The sequence below is a fragment of the Nocardia sp. NPDC055050 genome, from assembly GCF_053608345.1.
Window position 1 is genome coordinate 1 of record NZ_JBSGVG010000039.1, and the last position, 21,525, is coordinate 21,525.

General features: G+C 68.8%; 22 protein-coding genes. 12 read left to right on the forward strand and 10 right to left on the reverse strand.

Translation table 11 applies throughout. The features are described 5' to 3' along the window. The first annotated feature begins 184 nt into the window (after nucleotides 1-184). Nucleotides 185-1,036, forward strand: a complete 852-nt coding sequence (locus ACWGCN_RS29110) for an amidohydrolase family protein (RefSeq protein WP_452460411.1) — start codon at nucleotides 185-187, stop codon at nucleotides 1,034-1,036. On the opposite strand, the gene ACWGCN_RS29115 is transcribed toward ACWGCN_RS29110, so the two are convergent. Further along, nucleotides 1,037-1,519, reverse strand: coding sequence for a DUF456 domain-containing protein (locus ACWGCN_RS29115; protein WP_379314021.1), 483 nt, complete (start codon nucleotides 1,517-1,519; stop codon nucleotides 1,037-1,039). Between the two features lie 128 nt (nucleotides 1,520-1,647). On the opposite strand from ACWGCN_RS29115, the gene ACWGCN_RS29120 reads away from it, so the two are divergent. Both ACWGCN_RS29120 and ACWGCN_RS29125 read left to right on the forward strand, forming a co-directional pair. Beyond that, on the forward strand, nucleotides 1,648-2,745 hold the full coding sequence (locus tag ACWGCN_RS29120) for a CaiB/BaiF CoA transferase family protein (RefSeq protein WP_379314017.1): 1,098 nt from the start codon (nucleotides 1,648-1,650) through the stop codon (nucleotides 2,743-2,745). A 77-nt stretch (nucleotides 2,746-2,822) separates the two neighbouring features. Further along, entirely contained in the window at nucleotides 2,823-3,194 is a 372-nt protein-coding gene (locus tag ACWGCN_RS29125) for a hypothetical protein (RefSeq protein WP_378655860.1), read from the forward strand. Here the strand turns inward: ACWGCN_RS29125 and yczR are convergent. After that, nucleotides 3,181-4,680, reverse strand: coding sequence for a MocR-like transcription factor YczR (yczR, locus tag ACWGCN_RS29130; RefSeq protein WP_378995908.1), 1,500 nt, complete (start codon nucleotides 4,678-4,680; stop codon nucleotides 3,181-3,183). The two genes, ACWGCN_RS29125 and yczR, sit on opposite strands and share 14 nt — an antisense overlap. 62 nt (nucleotides 4,681-4,742) lie before the next feature. On the opposite strand from yczR, the gene ACWGCN_RS29135 reads away from it, so the two are divergent. The 3 genes from ACWGCN_RS29135 to ACWGCN_RS29145 all read left to right on the forward strand — a co-directional run bounded on the left by ACWGCN_RS29135 (nucleotide 4,743) and on the right by ACWGCN_RS29145 (nucleotide 6,604). Continuing rightward, nucleotides 4,743-5,006, forward strand: coding sequence for a hypothetical protein (locus tag ACWGCN_RS29135; protein WP_452460410.1), 264 nt, complete (start codon nucleotides 4,743-4,745; stop codon nucleotides 5,004-5,006). 37 nt (nucleotides 5,007-5,043) lie between these two features. After that, a complete protein-coding gene (locus ACWGCN_RS29140) occupies nucleotides 5,044-5,607 on the forward strand; it encodes a methylated-DNA--[protein]-cysteine S-methyltransferase (RefSeq protein WP_378995904.1) in 564 nt (187 codons plus the stop codon). Between the two features lie 178 nt (nucleotides 5,608-5,785). Continuing rightward, nucleotides 5,786-6,604, forward strand: a complete 819-nt coding sequence (locus tag ACWGCN_RS29145) for an alpha/beta fold hydrolase (protein WP_452460409.1) — start codon at nucleotides 5,786-5,788, stop codon at nucleotides 6,602-6,604. Here ACWGCN_RS29145 and ACWGCN_RS29150 read toward each other — a convergent pair whose 3' ends face one another. The 3 genes from ACWGCN_RS29150 to ACWGCN_RS29160 form a co-directional block, all read right to left on the reverse strand. Beyond that, complete coding sequence (locus ACWGCN_RS29150) at nucleotides 6,605-6,898, reverse strand: hypothetical protein (RefSeq protein ID WP_387445469.1); 294 nt, start codon at nucleotides 6,896-6,898, stop codon at nucleotides 6,605-6,607. It lies immediately after the preceding gene. A 192-nt stretch (nucleotides 6,899-7,090) separates the two neighbouring features. After that, complete coding sequence (locus ACWGCN_RS29155) at nucleotides 7,091-7,972, reverse strand: hypothetical protein (RefSeq protein ID WP_452529143.1); 882 nt, start codon at nucleotides 7,970-7,972, stop codon at nucleotides 7,091-7,093. A gap of 233 nt (nucleotides 7,973-8,205) precedes the next feature. Beyond that, nucleotides 8,206-9,495: an adenylosuccinate synthase gene (locus tag ACWGCN_RS29160; protein WP_378633609.1), complete on the reverse strand. Its 1,290-nt coding sequence runs from the start codon at nucleotides 9,493-9,495 to the stop codon at nucleotides 8,206-8,208. 247 nt (nucleotides 9,496-9,742) lie between these two features. Here ACWGCN_RS29160 and ACWGCN_RS29165 point away from each other — a divergent pair, with 247 nt between their 5' ends. From ACWGCN_RS29165 to ACWGCN_RS29175, 3 genes are read left to right on the forward strand one after another with little or no spacing between them, the layout of a single operon-like run. Further along, entirely contained in the window at nucleotides 9,743-10,372 is a 630-nt protein-coding gene (locus tag ACWGCN_RS29165) for a hypothetical protein (protein WP_378633606.1), read from the forward strand. Beyond that, nucleotides 10,369-11,157 carry a site-2 protease family protein gene (locus tag ACWGCN_RS29170; RefSeq protein ID WP_378655872.1) on the forward strand — a complete coding sequence of 263 codons (789 nt, stop codon included), beginning with the start codon at nucleotides 10,369-10,371 and terminating at the stop codon, nucleotides 11,155-11,157. Before ACWGCN_RS29165 ends, ACWGCN_RS29170 begins: the two co-directional genes overlap by 4 nt. 37 nt (nucleotides 11,158-11,194) lie before the next feature. Further along, entirely contained in the window at nucleotides 11,195-12,049 is an 855-nt protein-coding gene (locus ACWGCN_RS29175) for a glycosyltransferase family 2 protein (protein WP_378995893.1), read from the forward strand. Nucleotides 12,050-12,051: 2 nt separating this feature from the next. On the opposite strand, the gene ACWGCN_RS29180 is transcribed toward ACWGCN_RS29175, so the two are convergent. The 3 genes from ACWGCN_RS29180 to ACWGCN_RS29190 all read right to left on the reverse strand — a co-directional run bounded on the left by ACWGCN_RS29180 (nucleotide 12,052) and on the right by ACWGCN_RS29190 (nucleotide 15,974). Beyond that, entirely contained in the window at nucleotides 12,052-13,218 is a 1,167-nt protein-coding gene (locus ACWGCN_RS29180; RefSeq protein WP_378995891.1) for an FUSC family protein, read from the reverse strand. A gap of 25 nt (nucleotides 13,219-13,243) precedes the next feature. Further along, on the reverse strand, nucleotides 13,244-13,678 hold the full coding sequence (locus ACWGCN_RS29185) for a DUF3151 domain-containing protein (RefSeq protein ID WP_378633595.1): 435 nt from the start codon (nucleotides 13,676-13,678) through the stop codon (nucleotides 13,244-13,246). A gap of 1,819 nt (nucleotides 13,679-15,497) precedes the next feature. Next, on the reverse strand, nucleotides 15,498-15,974 hold the full coding sequence (locus ACWGCN_RS29190; protein ID WP_452458329.1) for a hypothetical protein: 477 nt from the start codon (nucleotides 15,972-15,974) through the stop codon (nucleotides 15,498-15,500). 223 nt (nucleotides 15,975-16,197) lie between these two features. Here ACWGCN_RS29190 and ACWGCN_RS29195 point away from each other — a divergent pair, with 223 nt between their 5' ends. Together ACWGCN_RS29195 and ACWGCN_RS29200 are read left to right on the forward strand one after the other, a co-directional pair. Then, a complete protein-coding gene (locus ACWGCN_RS29195) occupies nucleotides 16,198-17,472 on the forward strand; it encodes an Rv0361 family membrane protein (RefSeq protein ID WP_452458328.1) in 1,275 nt (424 codons plus the stop codon). A gap of 98 nt (nucleotides 17,473-17,570) precedes the next feature. After that, nucleotides 17,571-18,629, forward strand: coding sequence for a fused (3R)-hydroxyacyl-ACP dehydratase subunits HadA/HadB (locus ACWGCN_RS29200; protein WP_387445458.1), 1,059 nt, complete (start codon nucleotides 17,571-17,573; stop codon nucleotides 18,627-18,629). Nucleotides 18,630-18,733: 104 nt separating this feature from the next. On the opposite strand, the gene ACWGCN_RS29205 is transcribed toward ACWGCN_RS29200, so the two are convergent. Further along, nucleotides 18,734-19,411, reverse strand: a complete 678-nt coding sequence (locus ACWGCN_RS29205; RefSeq protein WP_452458327.1) for an alpha/beta fold hydrolase — start codon at nucleotides 19,409-19,411, stop codon at nucleotides 18,734-18,736. An 89-nt stretch (nucleotides 19,412-19,500) separates the two neighbouring features. On the opposite strand from ACWGCN_RS29205, the gene ACWGCN_RS29210 reads away from it, so the two are divergent. Next, nucleotides 19,501-20,316, forward strand: coding sequence for an AraC family transcriptional regulator (locus ACWGCN_RS29210; protein ID WP_387445453.1), 816 nt, complete (start codon nucleotides 19,501-19,503; stop codon nucleotides 20,314-20,316). Between the two features lie 66 nt (nucleotides 20,317-20,382). Here ACWGCN_RS29210 and ACWGCN_RS29215 read toward each other — a convergent pair whose 3' ends face one another. Then, a complete protein-coding gene (locus ACWGCN_RS29215; RefSeq protein WP_378995878.1) occupies nucleotides 20,383-21,501 on the reverse strand; it encodes a BTAD domain-containing putative transcriptional regulator in 1,119 nt (372 codons plus the stop codon). Between the last annotated feature and the right edge of the window lie 24 nt (nucleotides 21,502-21,525).

Consider the following 21,525-nt stretch of genomic DNA (forward strand, 5'->3'; position numbering starts at 1 on the left):
CAACGGCGCCTGATCGGCGGGCCGGCCGCGAATCGGCGGCTTCGCCGCCGATCCCTCCTCGGGGTCGGGATGTGCGGGGGTTGGGTGTGCTGTCATGGCAGAACTCGGGGTTTCAGTGGTCCCGTCCTAGTCGGGGCGCGACGTTGAGCGCGCTCGCGCCGCAGAGATAAGGCATTCTGTACTGGTGTTCGATGCCCACGTCCACATCATCGATCCGCGGTTTCCGCTGATCGAGAACGAAGGCTATCTCCCCGAGCCCTACGTGATCGATGACTATCGAAAGCGTATGGCGCACTTCAATGTTCGCGGCGGTGCTGTCGTCAGCGCGTCTTTCCAAGGCGCTGATCAGACGTACCTGAAGGCAGCACTGGCCGCGCTCGGTCCCGACTGGGTCGGCGTGACCCGGCTCGATCTCGACGCCACCGACGACGAGATCCTCGCGCTGAACCGGGCAGGCGTACGCGCCCTGCGGTTCAACCTCAAGCGCGCCGCCGCCGACATCACCGAGATGACATTGCAGGCGTTGCGCGCCCACGAACTGGCGGGCTGGCACGTGGAGCTCTACATCGACGGTCAGATGCTGGCCTCGCTGCAACCGGTGATCTCGAAGCTGCCCGCGCTCTCGATCGACCATCTCGGCATGTCCGACGAGGGTCTGCCGTACCTGCTCGACCTGGTGGACCGCGGCGCCAGGGTGAAGGCGACCGGGTTCGGCCGGGTCGAGATGGATGTGGCCGAGACGCTGCGACGCATCCACACCGTCAACCCGGGTGCGCTGATGTTCGGCAGCGATCTGCCCGGCACGCGCGCAGGCAGGCCGTTCGAGGAGCGCGATGTGGACCTGATCTCGCAGGTGGTCGGCTCCGATATCCACGCGGTGCTCGAGGACAATGCCCGCGAGTTCTACCGGCTGCCCGCGGTGCGTCGCCCGAAATCCGAGCCGCTACCCCGCACCGAGAATCCGACTATCCCGATTCCGCGCAATCAGCTCCCCGGCGCGGACGACCACACCCGCCCGCTGCCGATCATCGAGTAGTCAGCTGATGATCGCGCCGGTGAGCCACACACCGGACGCGATCAGCGCGCCGAACAACTCGACCAGCATCGACAAGCCGACGCCCTTGAGCGCGTGCACGGTCGCGGGCCAGGCCAGGTCGTTGGTCTTCAAGCGGTACAGCTCGGCCAGGTACACACCGAGCACGAAGCCGATGAACAGGCCGACGATCGGGATCACGAAGAAGCCGGCGATGCCGAGCACCGCACCGGCCAGCAGCGCACGGTTCGACACCCCGGCTTCGCGCATCCGCTTGCCCGGCCAGGTGTACTTCACGATGCCGGAGAGCGCCAGCGCGACGGTGGCGATCGCCAGCACCGTCCAGGCCGTCGTACCGCCGGTCATGAACGCCCACACCGCGATTGCCGCGAAGATGAGGATCACGCCCGGCAGAATCGGTACGATCACGCCGACGATGCCGACCAGAATGACAAGGCCGACAACGACCTCACCCCACACGCCCACTACCGGGTCCTCCCGTTGCCACGCCGAGTCGCGCTCGTGCGAATTCTCGCCCATGCTCTACCCGAGCCGCCACCCCAGCGCTATTGTCGGAGTGTCAATACCGTTCGACGACGAACTGAGGTCACCGCGTGAGCACGGAGTCCACCGCCAAGCAGGGGCCCCTTGCGGGCATCAAGGTCATCGAGTTGGCAGGCATCGGGCCAGGTCCGCACGCCGCGCTGCTGCTGGCCGACCTCGGCGCCGACGTGGTGCGCGTGCAGCGCCCGAACCAGCTGCCCGGCTTCATGGAACGCCCGCAGTGGCGTGGGCGAACGATCGTCGAGGCGAATCTGAAGGACCCCGCCGACGTCGCCAAGATCCTCGACCTGGTCGAGAAGGCCGACGTGCTGCTCGAGGGTTTCCGCCCCGGCGTCACCGAGCGCATGGGCCTCGGGCCAGACGACGCGCTGGCCCGCAATCCGCGCCTGGTGTACGGCCGGATGACAGGCTGGGGCCAGCACGGCCCGCTCGCCGATCGCGCGGGACACGACATCAACTACATCTCGCTCACCGGTGTGCTCAATGCCATCGGACGCAAGGGCGAGCGGCCGGTGCCGCCGCTGAACATGGTCGGCGACTTCGGTGGCGGCTCGATGTTCCTGGTGTTCGGCGTGCTCGCCGCGCTGGTGGAGCGGCAGAATTCCGGCAAGGGCCAGGTGATCGACGCCGCGATGATCGATGGCGCGCTTGCCCTTTCGCACATGATCTGGGGCATGCGCGGGGTCGGCCTGTGGTCCGACGAGCGCGGCACCAACCTGCTCGATACCGGCATGGCCTTCTACGACACCTATGAGACCTCCGACGGCAAGTACATGGCCGTCGGCGCGATCGAGCCGCAGTTCTACGCCGAACTGCTGGCCGGGCTGGAGATCGACCCGGAAGGTCTGCCGATGCAGATCGACCCGAACGGTCAGGAACAGCTGCGCAAGCTGTTCACCGACAAGTTCCTGACGAAGACCCGCGACGAGTGGGCCGCGATCTTCGACGGCACCGATGCCTGCACCACACCGGTGCTGACCTTCACCGAGGCCACCGAGAACCCGCACATCGTGGCCCGTACCGGCCTGATCGACATCGACGGTGTGGTCCAGCACGCGCCCGCACCGCGCTTCTCGCGCACACCGGGCGGCACCCCCACTCCCCCGCCGAACGTCGCGACACCGATCGAAACGGTCTGGGCTGACTGATTTGGCGGCCTGTCGTCGGTAAAGTTTCCACTATCGACGACAGGCCGAGGTTCCGAACCGTCAGAACCCCACCGAAGGTGCTCGCCGCCCTCATCGCGGTCACCACCTTCGGCGCGGCAGTGCTGTGCTTCATCCTGGCCGAGGGATTGTTCGACACCCGTACCGCGCAGATCGCCGAAAACCATTGCCACAGTGCGGCACCGGTGCCGGTGATGGTGAGCGTGCTGAACGGGCTGGCGACCGGGATGCTGCTGGCCGCCGCCGTTTCGCTGCTGTGCCTGCTGGTGCTGCTGTTCCGCTATCCGTCCGAACGCGGCGCCGTCGCGGTGCCGCTGACCGCGGTGGGGTTGGTGGCCTCGGTGCTGTTCATGTTCGGGGCGGGGTACGAAACCGTGCGCCCCGAACCGGCTTCCACCGGGCACAACCCGTGCGCGTTCAGTAGCAGGTGAGTGGCTGGAGCGGATCGGCGGCGCGGGGCGTGAGGGCGTCGTAGGCCGCGGCGATGGATTTGACGGCGATGCGCAGCTCGGCTTCGGGGTGGGTGTACGGCAGCCGGACGAAACGCTCAAACGCGCCCTGGACGCCGAAACGTGGTCCGGCGGCCAGCAATACGCCGTGATTGGGCGCGGTGGCGGCGAGCGCGGTGGAGACCGGGCTCGGCAGCTGGGCCCACACCGACATACCGCCCGCGCCGACCGTGATGTGCCAGCCGGGGAGGTCTTCGGCGACGGCGTCGAGCAGGGCGGTGCGCTGGGCGCGCAGCTGTTCGCGACGACGCTCGAGAATGGGTTCGGCGTTCTCGAGCAGGTGGACGGTGGCCAGCTGATCCATCACCGGGGTGCCGAGGTCGACCGTGGAGCGGATGCCGAGCAGTTTGGTGATCAGCGGCTGACTGGTACGGATCCAGCCGACCCGCAGGCCACCCCAGAACGACTTCGACGCCGAACCGATGGTGACGATCTCCGAGCCCTTCGCGAACGCGGCGACCGGCGGGGGCATGGTCCCGTCCGACAGGTTCAGTTCGCCCATCGACTCGTCGACGACGACGGTCATCCTGGTGTCGCGGGCGATGGCGGCCAGTTCGGCGCGGCCCTCGGCGCCGAGCAGCAGTCCGGTGGGGTTGTTGAAGTCGGGAACCAGATAGGCCAGGGTGGCCGCGGTCTGCCGCGCCGTACTGCGCAGACCTTCGAGATCCCAACCGGCATCGGGGAATTCGGGTCGTAGTGGAATCGGAATGGGGCGGGCGCCGACGTCGCGGATGGCTTCGATGGCGTTCGGGTAGGACGGGTGCTCGATCAGGACCCGGGCGCCGGGCGAGGCGAGCACGTTGAGGAGCAGCCGAAGTCCGTGCTGCGCACCGAGGGTCACCAGGATCTGGTCCGGTTCCGTCGGCAGACCGCGCGCGGTGTAGCGGCGGGCCAGTGCTTCGCGCAGCGCGAGAATGCCGACCGGGTCCATCCCGTGGGTGCCGAGGTAGGACGGGATTCCTTGCAGCGCTGTCGAATACGCGTCGTGGAGTTCGGGGGACGCGGGCATCGCGGCATAGGTCATGTCGATGGTCGGCAGTTCCGGCTGCGCCATCAGAGCCATGATGCCGCGGCTGGGCTTGGCGCCGTCGTGCTGGATCGCGGGCGGCAGCGCGACAGTGCTGCGAGAACCCTGGCGGCTGATCAGGTAGCCGTGTTCGCGCAGCAGCGAATAGGTGGAGGTGATGGTGGTGCGGCTGACGCCGAGAGTCCCCGCCAGATCGCGCTCGCTGGGCAGGGCCACGCCGAGTGGGGCGCGGCCGTCGTGGATCAGCAGGCGGATGGCTTCGGCCAGGGCCAGGTAGGCGGGCCGGTGCGGGCGGCGTTCGGCCTCACCGCCGGTTTCGGGGTCACGCCACCGGCCGAGGTCGCGAGCCAAGCCTGCCGCACCGATCACTCTTGTCGCCATAAAGTCCAGTATTCCCTAAGTGGATATTTCGAAGCAAGGCCAGTGGGTGGATTCTTACTGGCATGACCACTTTCCTAGCCCTCACCGTTGCCGTTGCCTTCGGGTTGGCGGTCTACCACTTTTCGCCCAAGAAGGGCGAACTACCCTTCTGGCCGTTCCAATATCTGCCCCATGACCGGGCATTCGGCACCTACGACGAGCAACGCCTCTACCGGGATCTCGATGCGATGCGTTCCTACGAGATAGGCGACGATGCAGTCCAGTCGCCCGAAACTGGCCTTGAAGTCCAGTCGACAGACACGCAGCGAGGGTCGCTCGCCGCGTGAGTGTGTCTTTGTCGGTGGGTCGGCGCACACTGTGATCATGAGTGACTCGACGCAGACCGAGACGGTGGTCTCGGCACTGTTCGACACCGCTATCGGGCTGTGCGCGATCGCCTGGCACGGTGACGCCGTTGTCCGGTTCCAGCTGCCCGAAGCCAGCGAGGAGGAAACCCTCGCCCGGATCACCCGGCCGTTCGCCGGGTCACCGGTGCCGGAGAGCGCGCCGGGGCCCGTGATCGTCGAGGCGATCGCGGGAATTCGCGCCCACCTCGATGGAGCGGTCGACGCACTGCGCTGGATCGAGGTGGACCTGCGGGGTGCACCGGAATTCCATCGCGCGGTGTACGCGGTGACGCGCGAGATCGACCCGGGTCACACGCTCAGCTACGGCGATATCGCCGGCCGGATCGGGGCTCCCGGCTCCGCGCAGGCCGTCGGACAAGCGTTGGGGCGCAACCCGGTGCCGCTCATCATTCCCTGCCATCGGGTGCTCGCGGCCGATCACGCGCTGCACGGATTCTCGGCGCCGGGCGGGATCGGCACCAAGGCGCGGCTGCTGGAGATCGAACGGACGCCGGGCTTCGGTGAACCGATGCTGTTCTGATCGGCAACCCGTTCGGCAGCGCACCGATGAATTCTCGCGACGCGCCCCGTCTCAACGAACAAGATCGGACTCGCCCGGCTCGTACCAGCTGCCGGGTCCGCGAAACCCACGCGGACCTGCGGTCGAGGTGATCGCGTACCGTCGAGCGAGGCGGCCCGTTATCGAGAGGAATTCCCCCATGCAGACTGTGACGTCGGCCGACGGCACCACGATCGCCTACGACCGGATCGGTGAGGGGACCGCCGGGACCGTCATCCTGATCGGTGGCGCCTTCAGCTACCGCGCGTTCCCCACAATGGTCGAACTCGCGCAGGCGCTGGCCGACGACTACGGGCTCACGGTGCTCAACTACGACCGGCGCGGGCGCGGTGACAGCACCGACTCCCCCGGCGTGTACGACGCGGCCAACGAGATCGCCGATATCGCGGCGCTGGTCGAGGCCGCGGGCGGGAAAGCGGCGCTGTTCGGCTGGTCCTCCGGCGCCGCGCTGGCGCTGCTGGCAGCGCAGTCCGTGCCCGGCGTCAGCGAGGTGGTGGCGTTCGAGCCACCGTTCGTGGTCGACGCGAAAGGCCATGTGCCACCGAAGGATCTGGCAGCCAAGCTGCACCCGATGATCGCGGCGGGCGATCGTGGGAAGACCGTGCGGTACTACATGACCAAGGCGATGGGGATGCCGTTGCTCATGGTGGCGGCGATGCGGGTGACACCCTTCTGGAAGACGCTGACGGCAACGTCGAACTCGACCGCGCACGACTGGGCCGTGATGAAGCCGTACATGCAGGGCAAGAAGCTGGACCCCGCCGACTGGCGAGGAGTCGAGGTGCCGGTGCTCGTACTGGCGGGCGACCGCACCGCACCGCTGCTCATCAAGGGCTCGAAGGCCGCCGCCCAGGTGCTCCCGAACGCGCGATTCGCCGAACTCCCCGGCGTGAGCCACAACCCCAAGATCTCGATCCTCGCCCCCGCCGTCGGCGAATTCCTCACCCGCACACAGTAATCAGGGCGGTGGTGGGTGATCGCGGAAGAACTGGCACGGCTCACCGGTGAGGTAGCCGTCCAGACACGCGAAATAGACCTGGACGCAGCTGTTACTCGTGCAACCGACGGTATAGAGCATCCCGCGAATGCGTTCGTTGCGCTGCTGCGAGGGGGCGAGAGTCTGCGCGGGCGGCGGCGCCGAACTCACCGGGGAGACGCTGGGCGAGGGAGCCGGGTCGTCCGGGGCGGCGCAAGCGGGCAGGACCGCCAGCGCGAGCAGAGCCGCCGCGGCTGACCCACGTCGCAGAGCCATCATCCACCTCCGTCCGAAACCCTTCTCGACGCTACCCCGGCGAGCATTCCGACACCGAAGTGGTCGCCGGGACCGATTCCCACCGAGATCGCAGGACTACGGCCATGCGGTTGGGGACCTATTACGCCGAGCGCCCGGTCCGGCCGGAGTTCCGACCGGACCGGGCGATGGGTGAGCCCGGCCGACAACCGATCAGAGAGTCGCGCCGTAACCGCTGCCGAGCACGCCGCCCGCGACGGCACCCGCCGCGGCTGCGGGGACGCCGAGCACTGCGGCGCCGGTAGCCGCACCCGCCGCGGCGCCGATGGCAGCGCCGGCACCGGTGCTGGCGGCTGCGATCGGCCACGCCAGGGCAAAGCCCGCGGGAATCGCCGCCAGGGCGCTCGCGCCCGCAGTCGGGACCGCGGCCGCGGCACCGAGAATCGCGGCCGCACCCGCGGTGCCCGCGGCGCCCACCGCGAAGCCGACCCCGGCACCGATGCCGGCGCCGATGAGGCCGCCACCGACCGCGCCGACCGCGGCAGCCGGAACACCCGCGATCGCGGCTCCGGCCAGCGCGCCACCGACGGTCGCCGCGGCGATCTTGTCCGAGCGGCTCGGGTTGATGCCGACCGAGCGGCCCTGGGTGGCGATCGCGGCTTCGGCGTCGGCGGCGGTGCCGTTCACGCCATCGAGGACGTCGTTCGGAACCTCGTCCGGGACCGGGCTGGTGAAGTCGCCGATGCGCAGTGTCCGCTCGGGCGGGGCGATCGGGGCCACCGGCTCGACCGGCTCCGGAAGGTGGAGTTCCTCGATGACGATCGCCGGGGCCGGGGTGGTGTACTCCGGCACCGGGCGCGACTCCGGATGCTCAGGCGTGAGATGCCCGAGCGAATCCGGACCGTCGAACTTCGCCAGATCCGAGCGACCGCCTTCGTCGGCAGGCGACTCGGTGGTGACACCCGGCTGCACCGGAGCCACATTCACACCGGGCTGCGGCACCGCGATAGCGACGCCCGCACAGGCGAGGGCCAACGCCATGGGCACCACCCCGATCACCGGCCGAGCGACCCGCCGCACCGTCGAAGAGTTCACATTCACAGACCGACGGATCACGCCGACACCCGCTAACACTCGAGGAGAACGGCACGTCCCCGCGTGCCGCCCCGCGACGATAGCGTTAGCCAGCTGGATGCCACAAATCGATAGCGAGTCCACATAATTCGCGCACACCGCCCTGACCAGCACCGATATTCGGAACCCCGCCCAAAACAAAGGTCCGGTGCCGTAACCGGCACCGGACCTCCGACTGGTTTCGCAGTCTCACATCACGCGAGCACGTCGTGCCGAACGATCGTCTGGTCGCGACCCGGACCCACACCGATGCACGAGATCCGCGCACCCGACAGCTCTTCCAGCCGCAGCACGTACGCCTGGGCGTTGGCGGGCAGCTCCTCGAAGGTGCGGGCGTGGGAGATGTCCTCCCACCAACCCGGCAGCTCCTCGTAGATCGGCTTGGCGTGGTGGAACTCGGTCTGCGTAGTCGGCATCTGCTCGACCCGCTTGCCGTCGATCTCGTACGCCACGCAGATCGGCACGGTATCCAGCCCGGACAGCACGTCCAGTTTGGTGAGGAAGTAATCGGTGACCCCGTTGACGCGCGTGGCGTACCGGCTGATCACCGCGTCGAACCAGCCACAACGCCGCGCACGACCGGTGGTGACACCGACCTCGCCGCCGTTCTTGGCCAGGAACTCACCGAAGTTGTCGAACAGCTCGGTCGGGAACGGCCCGGAGCCGACGCGGGTGGTGTAGCACTTGAGAATGCCGAGCACCGTGTCGATCTTGTTCGGTCCGATACCCGACCCCACCGCCGCGCCACCCGCGGTCGGGTTCGACGAGGTGACGAACGGGTAGGTGCCGTGGTCGACGTCGAGCAGCGTGCCCTGCGAGCCTTCGAGCAGCACGGTGTCGCCGCGCTCGAGCGCCAGGTTCAGCTCGAGCCGGGTGTCGGAGATGCGGTGCTTGAACGATTCGGCCTGCTCGAGCACCTCGTCCACCACCTGCTGCGGGTCGAGCGCGCGGCGGTTGTAGATCTTGACCAGCACCTGGTTCTTGAACTCCAGGGCGGCTTCGACCTTCTGGGTGAGGATCTTCTCGTCGAGCACGTCTGCCACGCGGACGCCGACGCGGGCGACCTTGTCCTGGTAGCAGGGACCGATACCGCGACCGGTGGTGCCGATCTTGCGGTTGCCGAGGAAGCGTTCGGTGACCTTATCGATGGCCACGTGATACGGCATGATCAGGTGCGCGTCAGCGGAGAGCAGCAGGCCGGAGGTGTCGACTCCGCGCTCTTCCAGACCGGCCAGTTCGTCGAGCAGCACGCCCGGGTCGACGACGACACCGTTACCGATGACGTTCTTCACACCGGGGGTGAGGATGCCGGACGGAATCAGGTGCAGCGCGAACTTGTCGCCATTGGGAAGAACCACCGTGTGGCCGGCATTGTTGCCGCCCTGGTATCGGACCACCCACTGCAACCGCTCACCGAGCAGGTCTGTAGCTTTGCCCTTACCCTCGTCGCCCCATTGGGCGCCGATGAGGACGATTGCCGGCATTTCGGAGTCTCCTACAGATCGACGGCAGCACACGCGGCACTGCAGCTACCTGCCGTACTGAGGCGGTGGCCGGAGACACAGTCTAGCCGACGCCTGATCAGGTCCCGTCGACCTGCCCCGCCGGAGCGGTTCGACCCCGCCCTACCGCACCTGCCCTGATCGGTTACGGTTACCAGTCGGCAGTGATTTTGCGTGACCGAGGAGGGTGTACCGCAGTTTGAGTACCCACGTTCTCCGATGCGGTGAAATGCCGGTCCCGATCGCGCTCTCCTCGTTACCCAACACCCAGACCGGGCGTGTCCCCGATGTCGCGGTGATCGACGAGTTGCTTCCGGTGCTGGCCGCCGACAGCCTGCCGCGCCTGATCGTGCTCGGCGCCGATGCCTCGCTCGCGGCCGTGCTCACCCATCTGATGCGCACCGAGCGATTGCACGTCGAAGTCGGTTTCGTCCCGGTCGACACCACCTACGCCTCGCGGGTCTATCAGACCGGAACCGGCAACGGCGCCGCGAAGCGCGCGGTGGAGGGCCGGGCGATCGAGACCCCGCTGATCCGCGACGACACCGGCACCGTGCTGGTCGGCCGCGCGAGCATCACCGGTGTGGACGGCGCGAAGCTCGAGGGCGAAGCCTATGTCGACGACACGCTGCTGTTCACCGGCAAGGTCACCACGATGCTGATCTCGCCCACGATGACCATGCCCGGTGTCCGCGCGCGAGTGCGCAAGGGCCTGCGCAAGCGCACCTGGGTGTCCGGCCGTGCCGCCCAGCTCGGGACGCCGGGGGCGGTCGTCACCCGCGACGGGATCACCGCCGAACGTACCGTCCCCCGCTCGACCTTCTATCGATTCGAACAACCCTGGCTATTGGTGCGATGACCTACTCCTTCCCCTCGGATCGGCGGTCCGGGCACAGCGCGGTCCGGCCGAGCCCGGTTTTCCTGCTGATCGTCCTGATCACCGTGGGCGGCGGTGCGCTCGCCTGGGACGCCGACATCGATTCGGTGCGCGCCAAGGTCGGCGTCTTCGTGCTCGTGGTGTTCGGCTGGATCATCAGCTTGTGCCTGCACGAGTTCTCCCACGCGTACGTGGCGTGGCGGGCAGGCGATCACGAGGTGGAGGTGCGTGGATATCTCACGCTGAATCCGCTGAAGTACAGCCACCCGGTGCTGTCGATCGGTCTGCCGCTGGTGTTCATCGCGCTCGGTGGCATCGGGTTGCCCGGCGGTGCGGTGTATGTGGACACGACACGGTTCAAGACGAGTGTGCAGCGCCTGGTGAGCGCGGTCGGACCCGCGTCGAACGCGCTGTGCGCGGTGGTGCTGCTGATCGTGATCCGGGCTTTCGGCTCGGTCGCCGAGCATCCCGCGTTCTGGTGCGGGCTCAGCTTTCTGGCGTTTCTGCAGATCACGGCGTTTCTGCTGAACATTCTGCCGGTGCCGGGGCTCGACGGCTACGGCATCATCGAGCCGTCGCTGAGTTACCAGACCCGGCGCTCGCTCGATCAGTTCAAGCCCTACGGCATGTTGATCCTGTTCGCTGTCATCTTTTTCACCCCGCTGAGTCAGGTGTTTTTCAACGGTGTTTACGCATTGTTCGAACTGTCCGGGGTACCTGAGGTGTGGGCCGCCTATGGTGGCCAATTGACCCGATTCTGGCGTTAGCCTCGGGTCAGCATCGACCCTGGAACGGAAATTGCGTATGAGCTCCACCGGATCGTCCGCTGTCCTGTCCGTCGTCATCCCGGCGCTCGACGAAGCAGCGGGCATCACCGCATGCCTCGAGCGCCTCGTCGACCAGGACACGATCGATGAGATCGTCGTCGTCGACAACGGCAGCACCGACAACACCCGCGAGATCGTCGCCGAACTCGCCACCCGACATCCCAAGATCGAGCTGATCTGTGAGCCGCAGCCCGGCGTCGCGTTCGCTCGCAACACCGGCTTCGACAAGGCTCGCGGCGATTACCTCGGCCGCATCGACGCCGACACCCTCGTCTCCCCCGAGTGGGGCGCCACCGTGCGCGCCCACCTCGACTCCTATTCGGACACCATGGCGGTGACCGGCATCAGCACCTATCACGACTCCCCGATCGGCATCTTCCTCGCGGCCGCGATCGGCGGCCAGGAACGGCTGGGGATGATCAAGACCCAGCCCGTCGGCAATGTGCACGGCGCCAATATGGCGATCCGGCGCTCGGCGTGGGACCAGGTGCGTGCCGCCACCACCACCCGTCGCGACCTGCACGAAGACCTCGACCTGGCGCTGTGCCTGTCGAAGGCGAAGCTGCGCATCGACCAGCTGCCGACGCTGCGGGCCGAGATCTCCGCGCGCCGTCGCAAGACCCCGCCGGACGTGTGGTGGCAGTACCAATTGCGCGGCCTGCAGACCATCGCCAATCAGGGCTACGCCATCGTGCCGTTCCACCGCGCGGTGATCACCGGCGCCTGGATCATGCACACCTCGCAGTGGCCGATCTACCGGGCGTGGGATTTCGATCGCAAGCGTTTCTCGCTGCGATCGGGGCGCCCACGCGTTTCCCCCGTCGGCAACTGAAGTCACTCCTCGGGCGTCACATACGGATTGGGCACAGTGGGCGGAAGCAGGGCGATCGCCGAGATGCGCTGCATTCCGCACACCACCATCAGATCCACCACGATCGAGCGCAGCTGCGCGAACACGACATGCGCCGACAATCCCGCCCCGACAACGAGTTCGGGGCGGGCAGCCTTGGCGACGCCGCGCAACGAGGTGAGAGCTTCGGCCTGATCGGGTTGCTCGCCCGGATCGGCCAGCATCATCTTGCGGACCACGTCGGTGGCGTGGCCCAGCTGGTCGACCAGGTCGATCAGGCGCGGATCGAGTACCTCGTCGTCGCGGACCAGAGTGAGCGAACGGCGCAGCAGCACGCGGGTATTGCGAACGGCGTTGTCGAGCGGATCGGCCGCGTTGTGGATGCGTTCCAAACGCTTTCGGGAGTTCCAGTACAGCGGTGAGATGCGGCTGATCTCACGGCCGCCCGCGAGCGCGTCGCGCAGGGCGTCGATCTGGGGCTGGGTGTCGCGCACCGCCGACAGCGAGTCGGAGACCTTCGTCGAGTTCTGTTCGAGCAGGCCCTCGGCGCAGGTGATCATCGATTTGCTCATCACCGACAGCACGCCGGCAGCGTGTTCGCGGGCGCGGCGCACCGGGTGCAGGGGGATCAGCGCGACCATCACCACACCGACGAGTCCGCCGATCAAGGCGTCGATCATGCGGTTCGGACCCGCGCCGGGCGCCTGATTCAAGGTCGAGACCAGCACGGCCGAACCCGCCGCCTGCATGGTCATGAGCGCGCCGCTGCCGAGAAAGACCGACACCGACATGGCGCCGCCGACCACCAGGGCCACCTGCCAGACGCCGGTCCCGACCTGCGCGATGAACAGGTCGCCGATGCCGATGCCGACCGCGACACCCACCACCAGTTCTACCGACCGGCGCACTCGCGCACCGAACGAGATACCGATGGAGACCACCGCGGCGGTCGGGGCGAAGAACGGTTCGATGTGGCCGACGAGGTTGTGGGCGATGAACCACGCCAGCCCGGCGCCGAGCGCGCACTGGATGATCGGAATCGCCGAGAGCCGCAGGCGCTCGATCGACGCCCGGTACCGACCGACGGTGCTGACCTTGGCGGCCGCGACAACCGGAGTGGCGACAGCGACGAAAGGCTTGTGTTCGCTCACCTACGACTCGGACCCGGCCACTGGCTCAGTCCAGGCCGAGTTCGTTCGCCGCGCGCGGGTCGCAGTCTTCGAGCAGGTCGAGGCAGCGCGCGTACTCCTCGGTCTCGCCGATCGTCTTCGCGGCGCTCGCCAGCGCGCCGACGCTGCGCAGGAAGCCCTGGTTGGGTTCGTGACTCCACGGGACGGGGCCGAAACCCTTCCAGCCGTTGCGCCGCAGCAGGTCGAGGCCGCGGTGGTAGCCGGTGCGGGCGAAGGCGTATGCCGCGACGGTGTCGTGGTTCACCTCGCCGCCGGCGCGTTGCAGAGCGGCTTCCGCCAGCTGGGCCCACGCGATCGACGCGGCCGGGAACTGCGCGGCGACATCGACCGGGTCGGTGCCCGCGGCAATGGCGTCCTCGGCGTCGATCAGTTCGGGAAGGAGGACCGGCTGCGGTCCGAGCAGGTCACCGAAGGAGGTCATGGGTTCATTGTGCACCGAGGCTGTGGCAGTCGCCGACCGGCCCGCCGCTCAGCGACCGGCGGTCTCGCCCGCGCAGCGCCCGTCACGCATGCCTTCACCTTCGCTCGGGCTGTGCGCGGCACGCCCGGAACCCGGCCCTGCGACGTCGGCTGTCGCCCTTCGCTCCGATCGCGCGCGCAAGCTCGCGACCACTCGGCGGTCGCACCTCGGGAGCCTGCCTGTCTCTTCGCCGCCGCCGTGCGCGCGAGACTTGGGACCGCTTCGCCGCTGTGCCTATTAGGCTGAGCGCAGAGTGCAACGTTCGAGCCTGAGCGAGGGGTACAGAGGTGTCCGACCCGACCGACGAGAACAACCCGGCAGCAGAGTCCGCCGGTCCCGGCGCGCCCGGCCAGCGTGACGATTCGTCCGCGTCCCCTCCCGGCGCACCGGAGTCGGTCACCGAGCCGGACCGGGCGACGAGACCGCCGGTGGGTCCCGATGAGACCGTGGTGATCCGGCGAGGAGATCTGCCGGGTCGACCCGATGACGGTGCGCGCGTGCAGGACGCACGTTCCGGTGGGACGCAGCCCGCCGCGGGGCAGGGCGATCAGCCCGGAGGTGCTCAGCGCCCGGGTGGTCCCGATACACCTGGTGGTGCTCAGCGCCCGAGTGGTCCCGATGCACCCGGTGCTCCTCAGCGCCCGGGTGGGCCCGTGGCTTCCGGTGGATCGCGGGCGCAGAGTGGATCTGCACAAGAAGGACCTCGCGCACCGCAGGGTAACGCCGCTGGTGGGCGGCCGGACAGCACTGCGCCCGGCGCCGGACAGGGTTCCGCGCGACAAGGCACTGTGCCTGGCGGGCAACAGTCTTCGGGACCGGGTGCACAGCAGTCGTGGGGCCGCCCGGGGTTCACGCCCGGTGGGGCGCGGCCGGGAGCGGGACAGCCGGGCAATGTTGCTGGTACTCAACAACCTTCAGGCCGCCCGGGCAATACGCCCGGTGCACAACCGTATTCGGGCCAGAACGGGCCGCGTGCCACGGGCCCGGCCGGCGGACCCGGTTCGCCGCAGGGCGGCGGACCACACGTGGGACGCGGGCCGAGTGGTGGACCCCAGGCGGGTTTCGGGCCGAGCGGTCGTCCCGGTTCGCAGCAGCCAAGTGGACAACCAGCGGGACGCGGGCCGAGCGGCCCGGGTTCGCAGCAAGCGGGTGGACCGCAGGCGGGACGCGGACCGAGCGGCGGGCCCAGTTCAGCGCAAGCGGGTGGACCGCCCGCGGGCCGTGGGCCGGGTGGCCCGGGATCGCCGCAAGCGGGGCGCGGGCTCAGCCCTCAAGGTGGTGGACCGAATCCGGGGTACGGACCGGGCGGTGGCCCCGGTTCGCAGCAGGCCGGTGGACCTCGCGTCGAGGGTGGAAACGCCGGTGCGCCCGGCGCTCGGCAGGCGGGCGCACCGGGCAATGTGAGCGGTGGATCGCAGCCCGCCGGACCGGGTGGCGAGTCGCGAGTCGGCAGGCCCGGTGGTGGCTCGCCTTCCGCCGGGCGGCAGGGGAACGCGCCCTCGGGATCGAATGGCCGATCAGCGGACCAAGGGGTGGAACAGGATTCAGCTGACGGCGGCTCGCCGTTGGCCGGATTGTCGAAGGGGTTGCCCGGCGGGAGCCGGGACGACCGAGCGAAGGTTTCGGGCCCAGCGGCTCGGGACGAGCAGGGTTCCGACATCGCCGGACCGGACGCGCCGACGACCGCGATGCCGATTCCCGGGCGGAACCCGTCGGTGGGGCGCGGGGGTTCGGCAGATGACCGCACGGTGAAAATGGGTGGCTCCCAGGCGAAATCGGCTCAGGCCGATGTGCCGACTGCCGCGATGAACAGGGCCGATCTCGCGGCGGCGTCGGATGCGGAGTACGGCGACGAACCCACACCGAATGACACCACCGCACGTGGCGCGGTGGTGGGAGCAGCGGCGGCAGGCGCCGTCGCCGCAGGTGCCGCGGCGACGGCGAGCGGCGGATCCGACGAGACGTCGGATGCGCGAGGCTCGACGTCGAACGCCGAGGACAGCTTCGACACACGGGCCCAGGACGGCGACAGCTCCGCGGAAGGGACCGCAGCCGAAGCTGATTCGAATGCGTCCGCCACCGCAGAGCAGAAGGACGACCCGACCGCCGCGGCGAAGACGAACACCGAAGCCGACTCGGTCACGACCACCGGGTCCACAGCTTCACGGCCCGCGAGCACCGCGCCCTCACCTGCCGAGCGGGCGGCGGACGCCGAGGCAACAGGCGCACGGTCCGCGGCGACAGGGTCCGCAGCCACAGGGTCCGGGGCAGCAGGATCCACGGCCGCAGGATCCACGGCCGCACGGTCCGCGGCGGCAGGGTCCGTAGCCACAGGGTCCGCAGCCACAGGGTCCGCGGCCACAGGGTCCGCGGCCACAGGGTCCGCAGCCGCCGGGTCCGCAGCCGCCGGGTCCGCAGCCGCCGGGTCCGCAGCCGCCGGGTCCGGGGCCACAGGGTCCGGGGCAGCAGGGTCCGGGGCCGTGCAGTCCGGTGCTGTTGCGGGACAGGGTGACTCGCGGGGCGACAAGCCGGTTGATGTCGACGCGACCGAGAAGTTCCAGACCAGTGGGCCCTCGGACGCGGGCTCCGGGTCCGAGGATCGGACCGTGGCGATGCGTACGGTGAGTGCGGCGGATGCGCCGACCACCGCGATGCCGGTGCAGCGGGCGAAGACCGCCGGGCCGGGCGGAACCGACCGGGTGGTGCCACCCGCCGGTGGGCGGCCCGCGATGACGCCGCCGCCGAATACGCCCCGCGGTCCCGCAGGTCCCCGACAGGCCGGACAGCCCGGGCTCGGCGGTCCTACCGGCCCCGGACAGCACCCCGCGGGTCCGGGACAGCAGGGACCGTCGGGTCCCGGCCAATACGGGCAGGGATCGCAGGGACCCGCACGCGGCCAGCAAGGGCCTGCCGGCTCGCGGCCCGGCGGACCCGGGCCTGTCGGTCCAGGACAACAGGGCCGAAGCCAGCACGGGCCCGCCGGTCAGCAGGGCCCGGCGGCTACCGGCGAGCGAGGACCCGCCGGTCCCCAGCAGTTCGGGCCCGCTGCGGCCGGTCTGTCAGGACTCGCGGCTGCGGGCAACCAGTCCCCCGGTGGCACCGCCGCGGCCGATTCGGACCAGCAGGGAGTCGAGGAGACTCAGCCGTCGCCGCCTCGCGGCCCGGGTGCGCCGCAGCGGACAGGTGGATCGGCGCCTTCGCCCGCGGATATCCAGCCGACTCGACCCGCCCAGCAGTTGGCCGAGGGTCAGCGGCAGGTGGCGCCGCCGCAGCGGATCGGGGTCGCGCAGGGCGAGGAGGCCGGTGCGCCCGGCGCCGAGCGGTCCAAGAAGTGGCTGCTGGCTGCCGGTGGCGCCGCGGTGCTGGTCGTCGCCTTGATCGCGACGGTCGTGGCACTGATGGGCGGTGCGGACGATTCGCCCGAGGGACAGGTGAAAGCGGTGATCGGGGACTACACCGACGCGCTGCGCAGCGGTGACCTGGAGGACCTGCGGGCGAGCACGTGTGGCGAGCTGCACACGTTCTATCAGGGCATCAGTCCCGAGCAGTTCAAGGGCGTGCACGACGTCTCGACCGAGCGCGGTTCCATTCCGGTCGTCGACAGCGTGGACGCGGTCCGGATCACCGGTGACACCGCCCTGGCCCAGGCCACGGTGTACACCACGGCGGATCCGTCGAAACGGACCGCGCGGACGTTCGACCTGCAGCGCACCGACGGTAGCTGGAAGGTGTGTGATCCCGCGGGCACTCCCTGATCGTGCGTAGACCCGTCGTAGTGGGCAGTTCTGCCTGCTATGACGGGTCACACATAACTGGTGATCCAGATGGGTGAACAAGTAAAGTTTTCCGGATCATGAGCAGGGAACAGACAGTGGAGCAGCCGGACATCGATGCTGTGGTCCCGGATGCGACGCTGGTCGGTCAGCGCTTCGCGTTCCGCGATCACTACGAAGTCGGCCGCGAGAAGATCCGGGAATTCGCTCGCGCGGTGCAGAATCTGCACCCCGCCCATCAGCAGGAAGTCGACGCGCGCAAGCTCGGCTACGACGGGGTGATCGCCCCGCCGACCTTCGCGTCGGTGATCGGCATGACCGCCACCCGCGCCCTGCTCGACAGCGTGCTCACCGAGTACGACCTGTCGCAGGTGCTGCAGACCGACCAGGTCTTCGAGCTGTTCCACCCGATGCTGGCGGGCGACCGGATCAGCACCGAGATCGAGATCGAGTCGATCCGCCAGTTCGGCGACAACGACTTCATCAACGTCGGCTTCAAGCTGCGCAACCAGCACGACCAGGTCGCCGTGCAGGGCACCACCACGATCGTGGCCCGCCGCGGCATCGAGGTCGACCCCAATATCGTCGAGGCCGTCGAGAACATCAGCATGCACCCGCGCCCCGACACCATCGGCGGCGTCGGCGCGGGTGATCTCCTGATCCGCCACACCGGCCCTGCCCCCGCACTCCCCGCGCGCGAAACCGTCGCGGTCAACACCACCCCCGAATTCGACTCTCTGACAAAGGGAACCGAACTTCCCCCCGCCACCGCCCGCCTGACTCGCGGCGACCTGGCCAACTACGCCGGCGTCTCCGGCGACCCCAACCCGATCCACTTCAGCGACCGCGCCGCCGAACTGGCCGGGCTCCCCACCGTGGTCGCGCACGGCCTACTCACCATGGGCCTGGCCGCGCAGTACCTGACCGACTGGCTGGGCGACCCGACCGCCATCGAGAAACTGAGCGTCCGCTTCTCGGGATTCGTTCCGGTTCCCCCCGCCGAGGCAGGCGTCATCGAATTCTCCGGAAAGATCAAGTCGATCGACAGCGATCGCCGCGCGGCAACCGTCCTGCTGAGCGGAATCTCGGAGGGCCGCAAGCTCTTCGGCCGAGCGGCAGCCGAAATCCGCCTGACGTAACCCACCACCCGGCCCGCTCCCACGACTCCTGGGTGCACGCAGCCCCACCGGCCGCTCGGACCTTCTGCGGTCGGCGGGCTGTTGCGGTGCGGCACGCCCACTCTTCACCTCAGCAGTAGGTCGGCGACGGCACCTGGGGCCTCGCGCATCGCGTTGTGGCCGGATGGGATGTCGTGGACGTGCCAGCCGGGCGCGGCTCGGAGCCGGGCGCGGAGTCCGGCGAAGGGAGTGTCGTCTTCCCACCCGGAGCAATAGATGAAGTCGCGCCGGGGGATGCGATCGACGGCGCCGGTGAGTCGGATTCTCTGGACAAGGGAGGCCAGTGGGTGGGGGCGGCGGCGAGGTTCGCCGCCGTGCGGGGCCCGAAACGGTGGGCGCACGGCGTAACCCGTGTCTGCCGCGCCATCGACGAACGACTGCCGGTAGGCCTCGGTGGTCAAGGACCAACACGATTCGCCGTCGCGCGGAACGTAGGCGTCGAGATGAACCAGACGCGAGATGCGGCCCGCGGCGCGGTCGGCCGCGGCTGAGATCACCATCCCGCCATAGCTGTGTCCGACGAGCGTCGCGGCGGTGATCTGCGCGGTCTCCAGCAGGCGCACGACGTCATCGGCGTGTGTGTCGAGGTTGGCGCGTGCCACAGTCAGGTCATCCTCGTCGGGCCGCAGTCCCGTCAGGGTCAGGGCGTGGACGGTGTGCCCGGCGGCCTCCAGCAGCGGAGTCACCGCCTCGAACGTCCAGGAGCCGTGCCACGCGCCGGGGACGAGGATGAACGTTGCCATGGCAGATCTCCCTTTTTGGATCACTCACGAAGGACCAGACCAGATCACCACTTCCGCAGGCCGGCGCGCCACCGATAAACTGCCTCCTGATGCCCGTTCCTCGCCAACCGACCGATCCCACGGGCGTGACCTCGCTTGTGTGGCCGTCCGGCGGACGACACCTGTGGCTGTCGGGCGGCTCCAGCTCCGTGCAGTCGCACGCACGCGGGCACCTGGTCTACGCTGCCACCGGCGTTCTGACCGTCCACACCGACCACGGCATCTCCATCGTTCCCGCCGACCGGATTGCGTGGACACCCGCTGGAATCACCCACCGGCACAGCGCCCACGGCAACACGGACATGCGGATCGTCTTCGTCTCGGCGTCCCTGGCCAGGCGCATACCGGACCGGCCTGCGGTGTTCTCGGCCACCGACCTCGCGCGTGAGCTCCTGCTCGCCCTGACCGGGCCGCACATATACGGCGACGCCGCGCCGGGCTATAGCCCTTCGGCGCGCACCCGTCTCCTTCGGGTCCTCGTCGACGAACTCAGAGAGACGCAGGAGCAGCCCCTCTACCTGCCGGAACCACGGGACGACCGCCTGCGGGCCCTCGCGCGAAAACTGTCCGACAACCCGGCGGACAACAGCTCGATGGCCGAGCTCGGCAGGGCGATCGGTGCCAGCGCCCGCACCCTCAGCCGGCTGTTACACAACGAGTTCGGCATGACCTTCTACGAGTGGCGCACCCAGCTACGCATCTACCACGCCCTCGTGCTTCTCGCCGATGGATACGACATCACTCGAACCGCCTACGCCTGCGGATGGGCCAACCCCAGCGGCTTCATCACCGCCTTCACGAACATCATCGGCAGTACTCCTGGCCGCTACCGAGCCAACCGACAGAGCGCGGTGACCAGCCCCTGATCCCGAGTGGCAATCAATCGAGCTGCGCCGCACCCGACCGTCGACCCAGGCCGAGCGGACCCACCCCTACTTCACCGCGATGAACACCAGAACCGTTCCGCCGATACGGATTACGTCCCCGTCGGCCAGCAGTGCCCCGTTGTCGATCGGCACCTCGTTGACATAAACCCCGTTGGCCGAGTGCAGATCCTTGATCAGCAGCCCGGCACGGCTGGGCATGATGTGCGCGTGATACCGGCTCGCTTTCGGATCATCGAGAACGAGTTCGTTATCCGTCATCCGGCCGATCCTGATCCCCCCGTGGGGAATCGGCAGCGTCCGCCCATCGGCGAACCGCAGATTGCCGTTGCGAATCGACTGCGGCACCTCGGTGACGGTCTCGGTCATCGCCGCGGCCACCTGGTCAGATCGCCTGGACGCCAGCACATTCAACGGCTCCTGGCGCAGCACCTGCCGCTCCAGCTCGATCAGCGCGGCCCCCGGGTCGATTCCCAGCTCCTCGGCCAGCACGTTGCGCACCCGCCGGCACGCCTCCAGCGCGTCCGCCTGCCGCCCGGACAGATACAGCGCGGTGATCAACTGCCCCCACAGCGGCTCGCGCAGCGGATGCTCGTTGGTCATCGACACCAACTCGCCGATCACCGAAGACGCCCGGCCACAGGCGATTTCCGCATCGACGCGCGCGGAGACGGCGAGTAGTCGCTCCTCGTTCATCGCGGTGGCGAACCCGTCGGCGAATTGCAATCCGGCCAGGTCGGCCAGCGCCCGCCCGGTCCATTCCCGCAGCGCCGCACCGAAAAGGTTGGCGGCACCTGGGTGGTCACCGACGTCCAAACACCGCGAGCCCGCTTCGCGCGCACTCTCGAAACGTCCGAGATCGCACGCGGTATCGGGGATTTCGAGCCGATAACCCGCACCCTCGGTCCGCAGCACCTGCGCGGAGTCGATCCCGGCGTTGCGCAGCGCTTTACGGATGTTCGACACGAACACCTGCAGGCTGGCCGCGTAGGAATCCGGCGGGTCCTCGTTCCAGACCATCTCGGCGAGCACAGCAGAAGACACCGCGCGCCGCCGATTGACGGTGAGCGCGGCAAGGAGGGCGCGCGGCTTGGGCCCGCCGACCGCTACCGGCTCGCCGCCGACGAGCAGTCGGACGGGCCCGAGCACACGGACATCAAGACTCATGAGCTCGGGCCCCGTTGGTTGGTA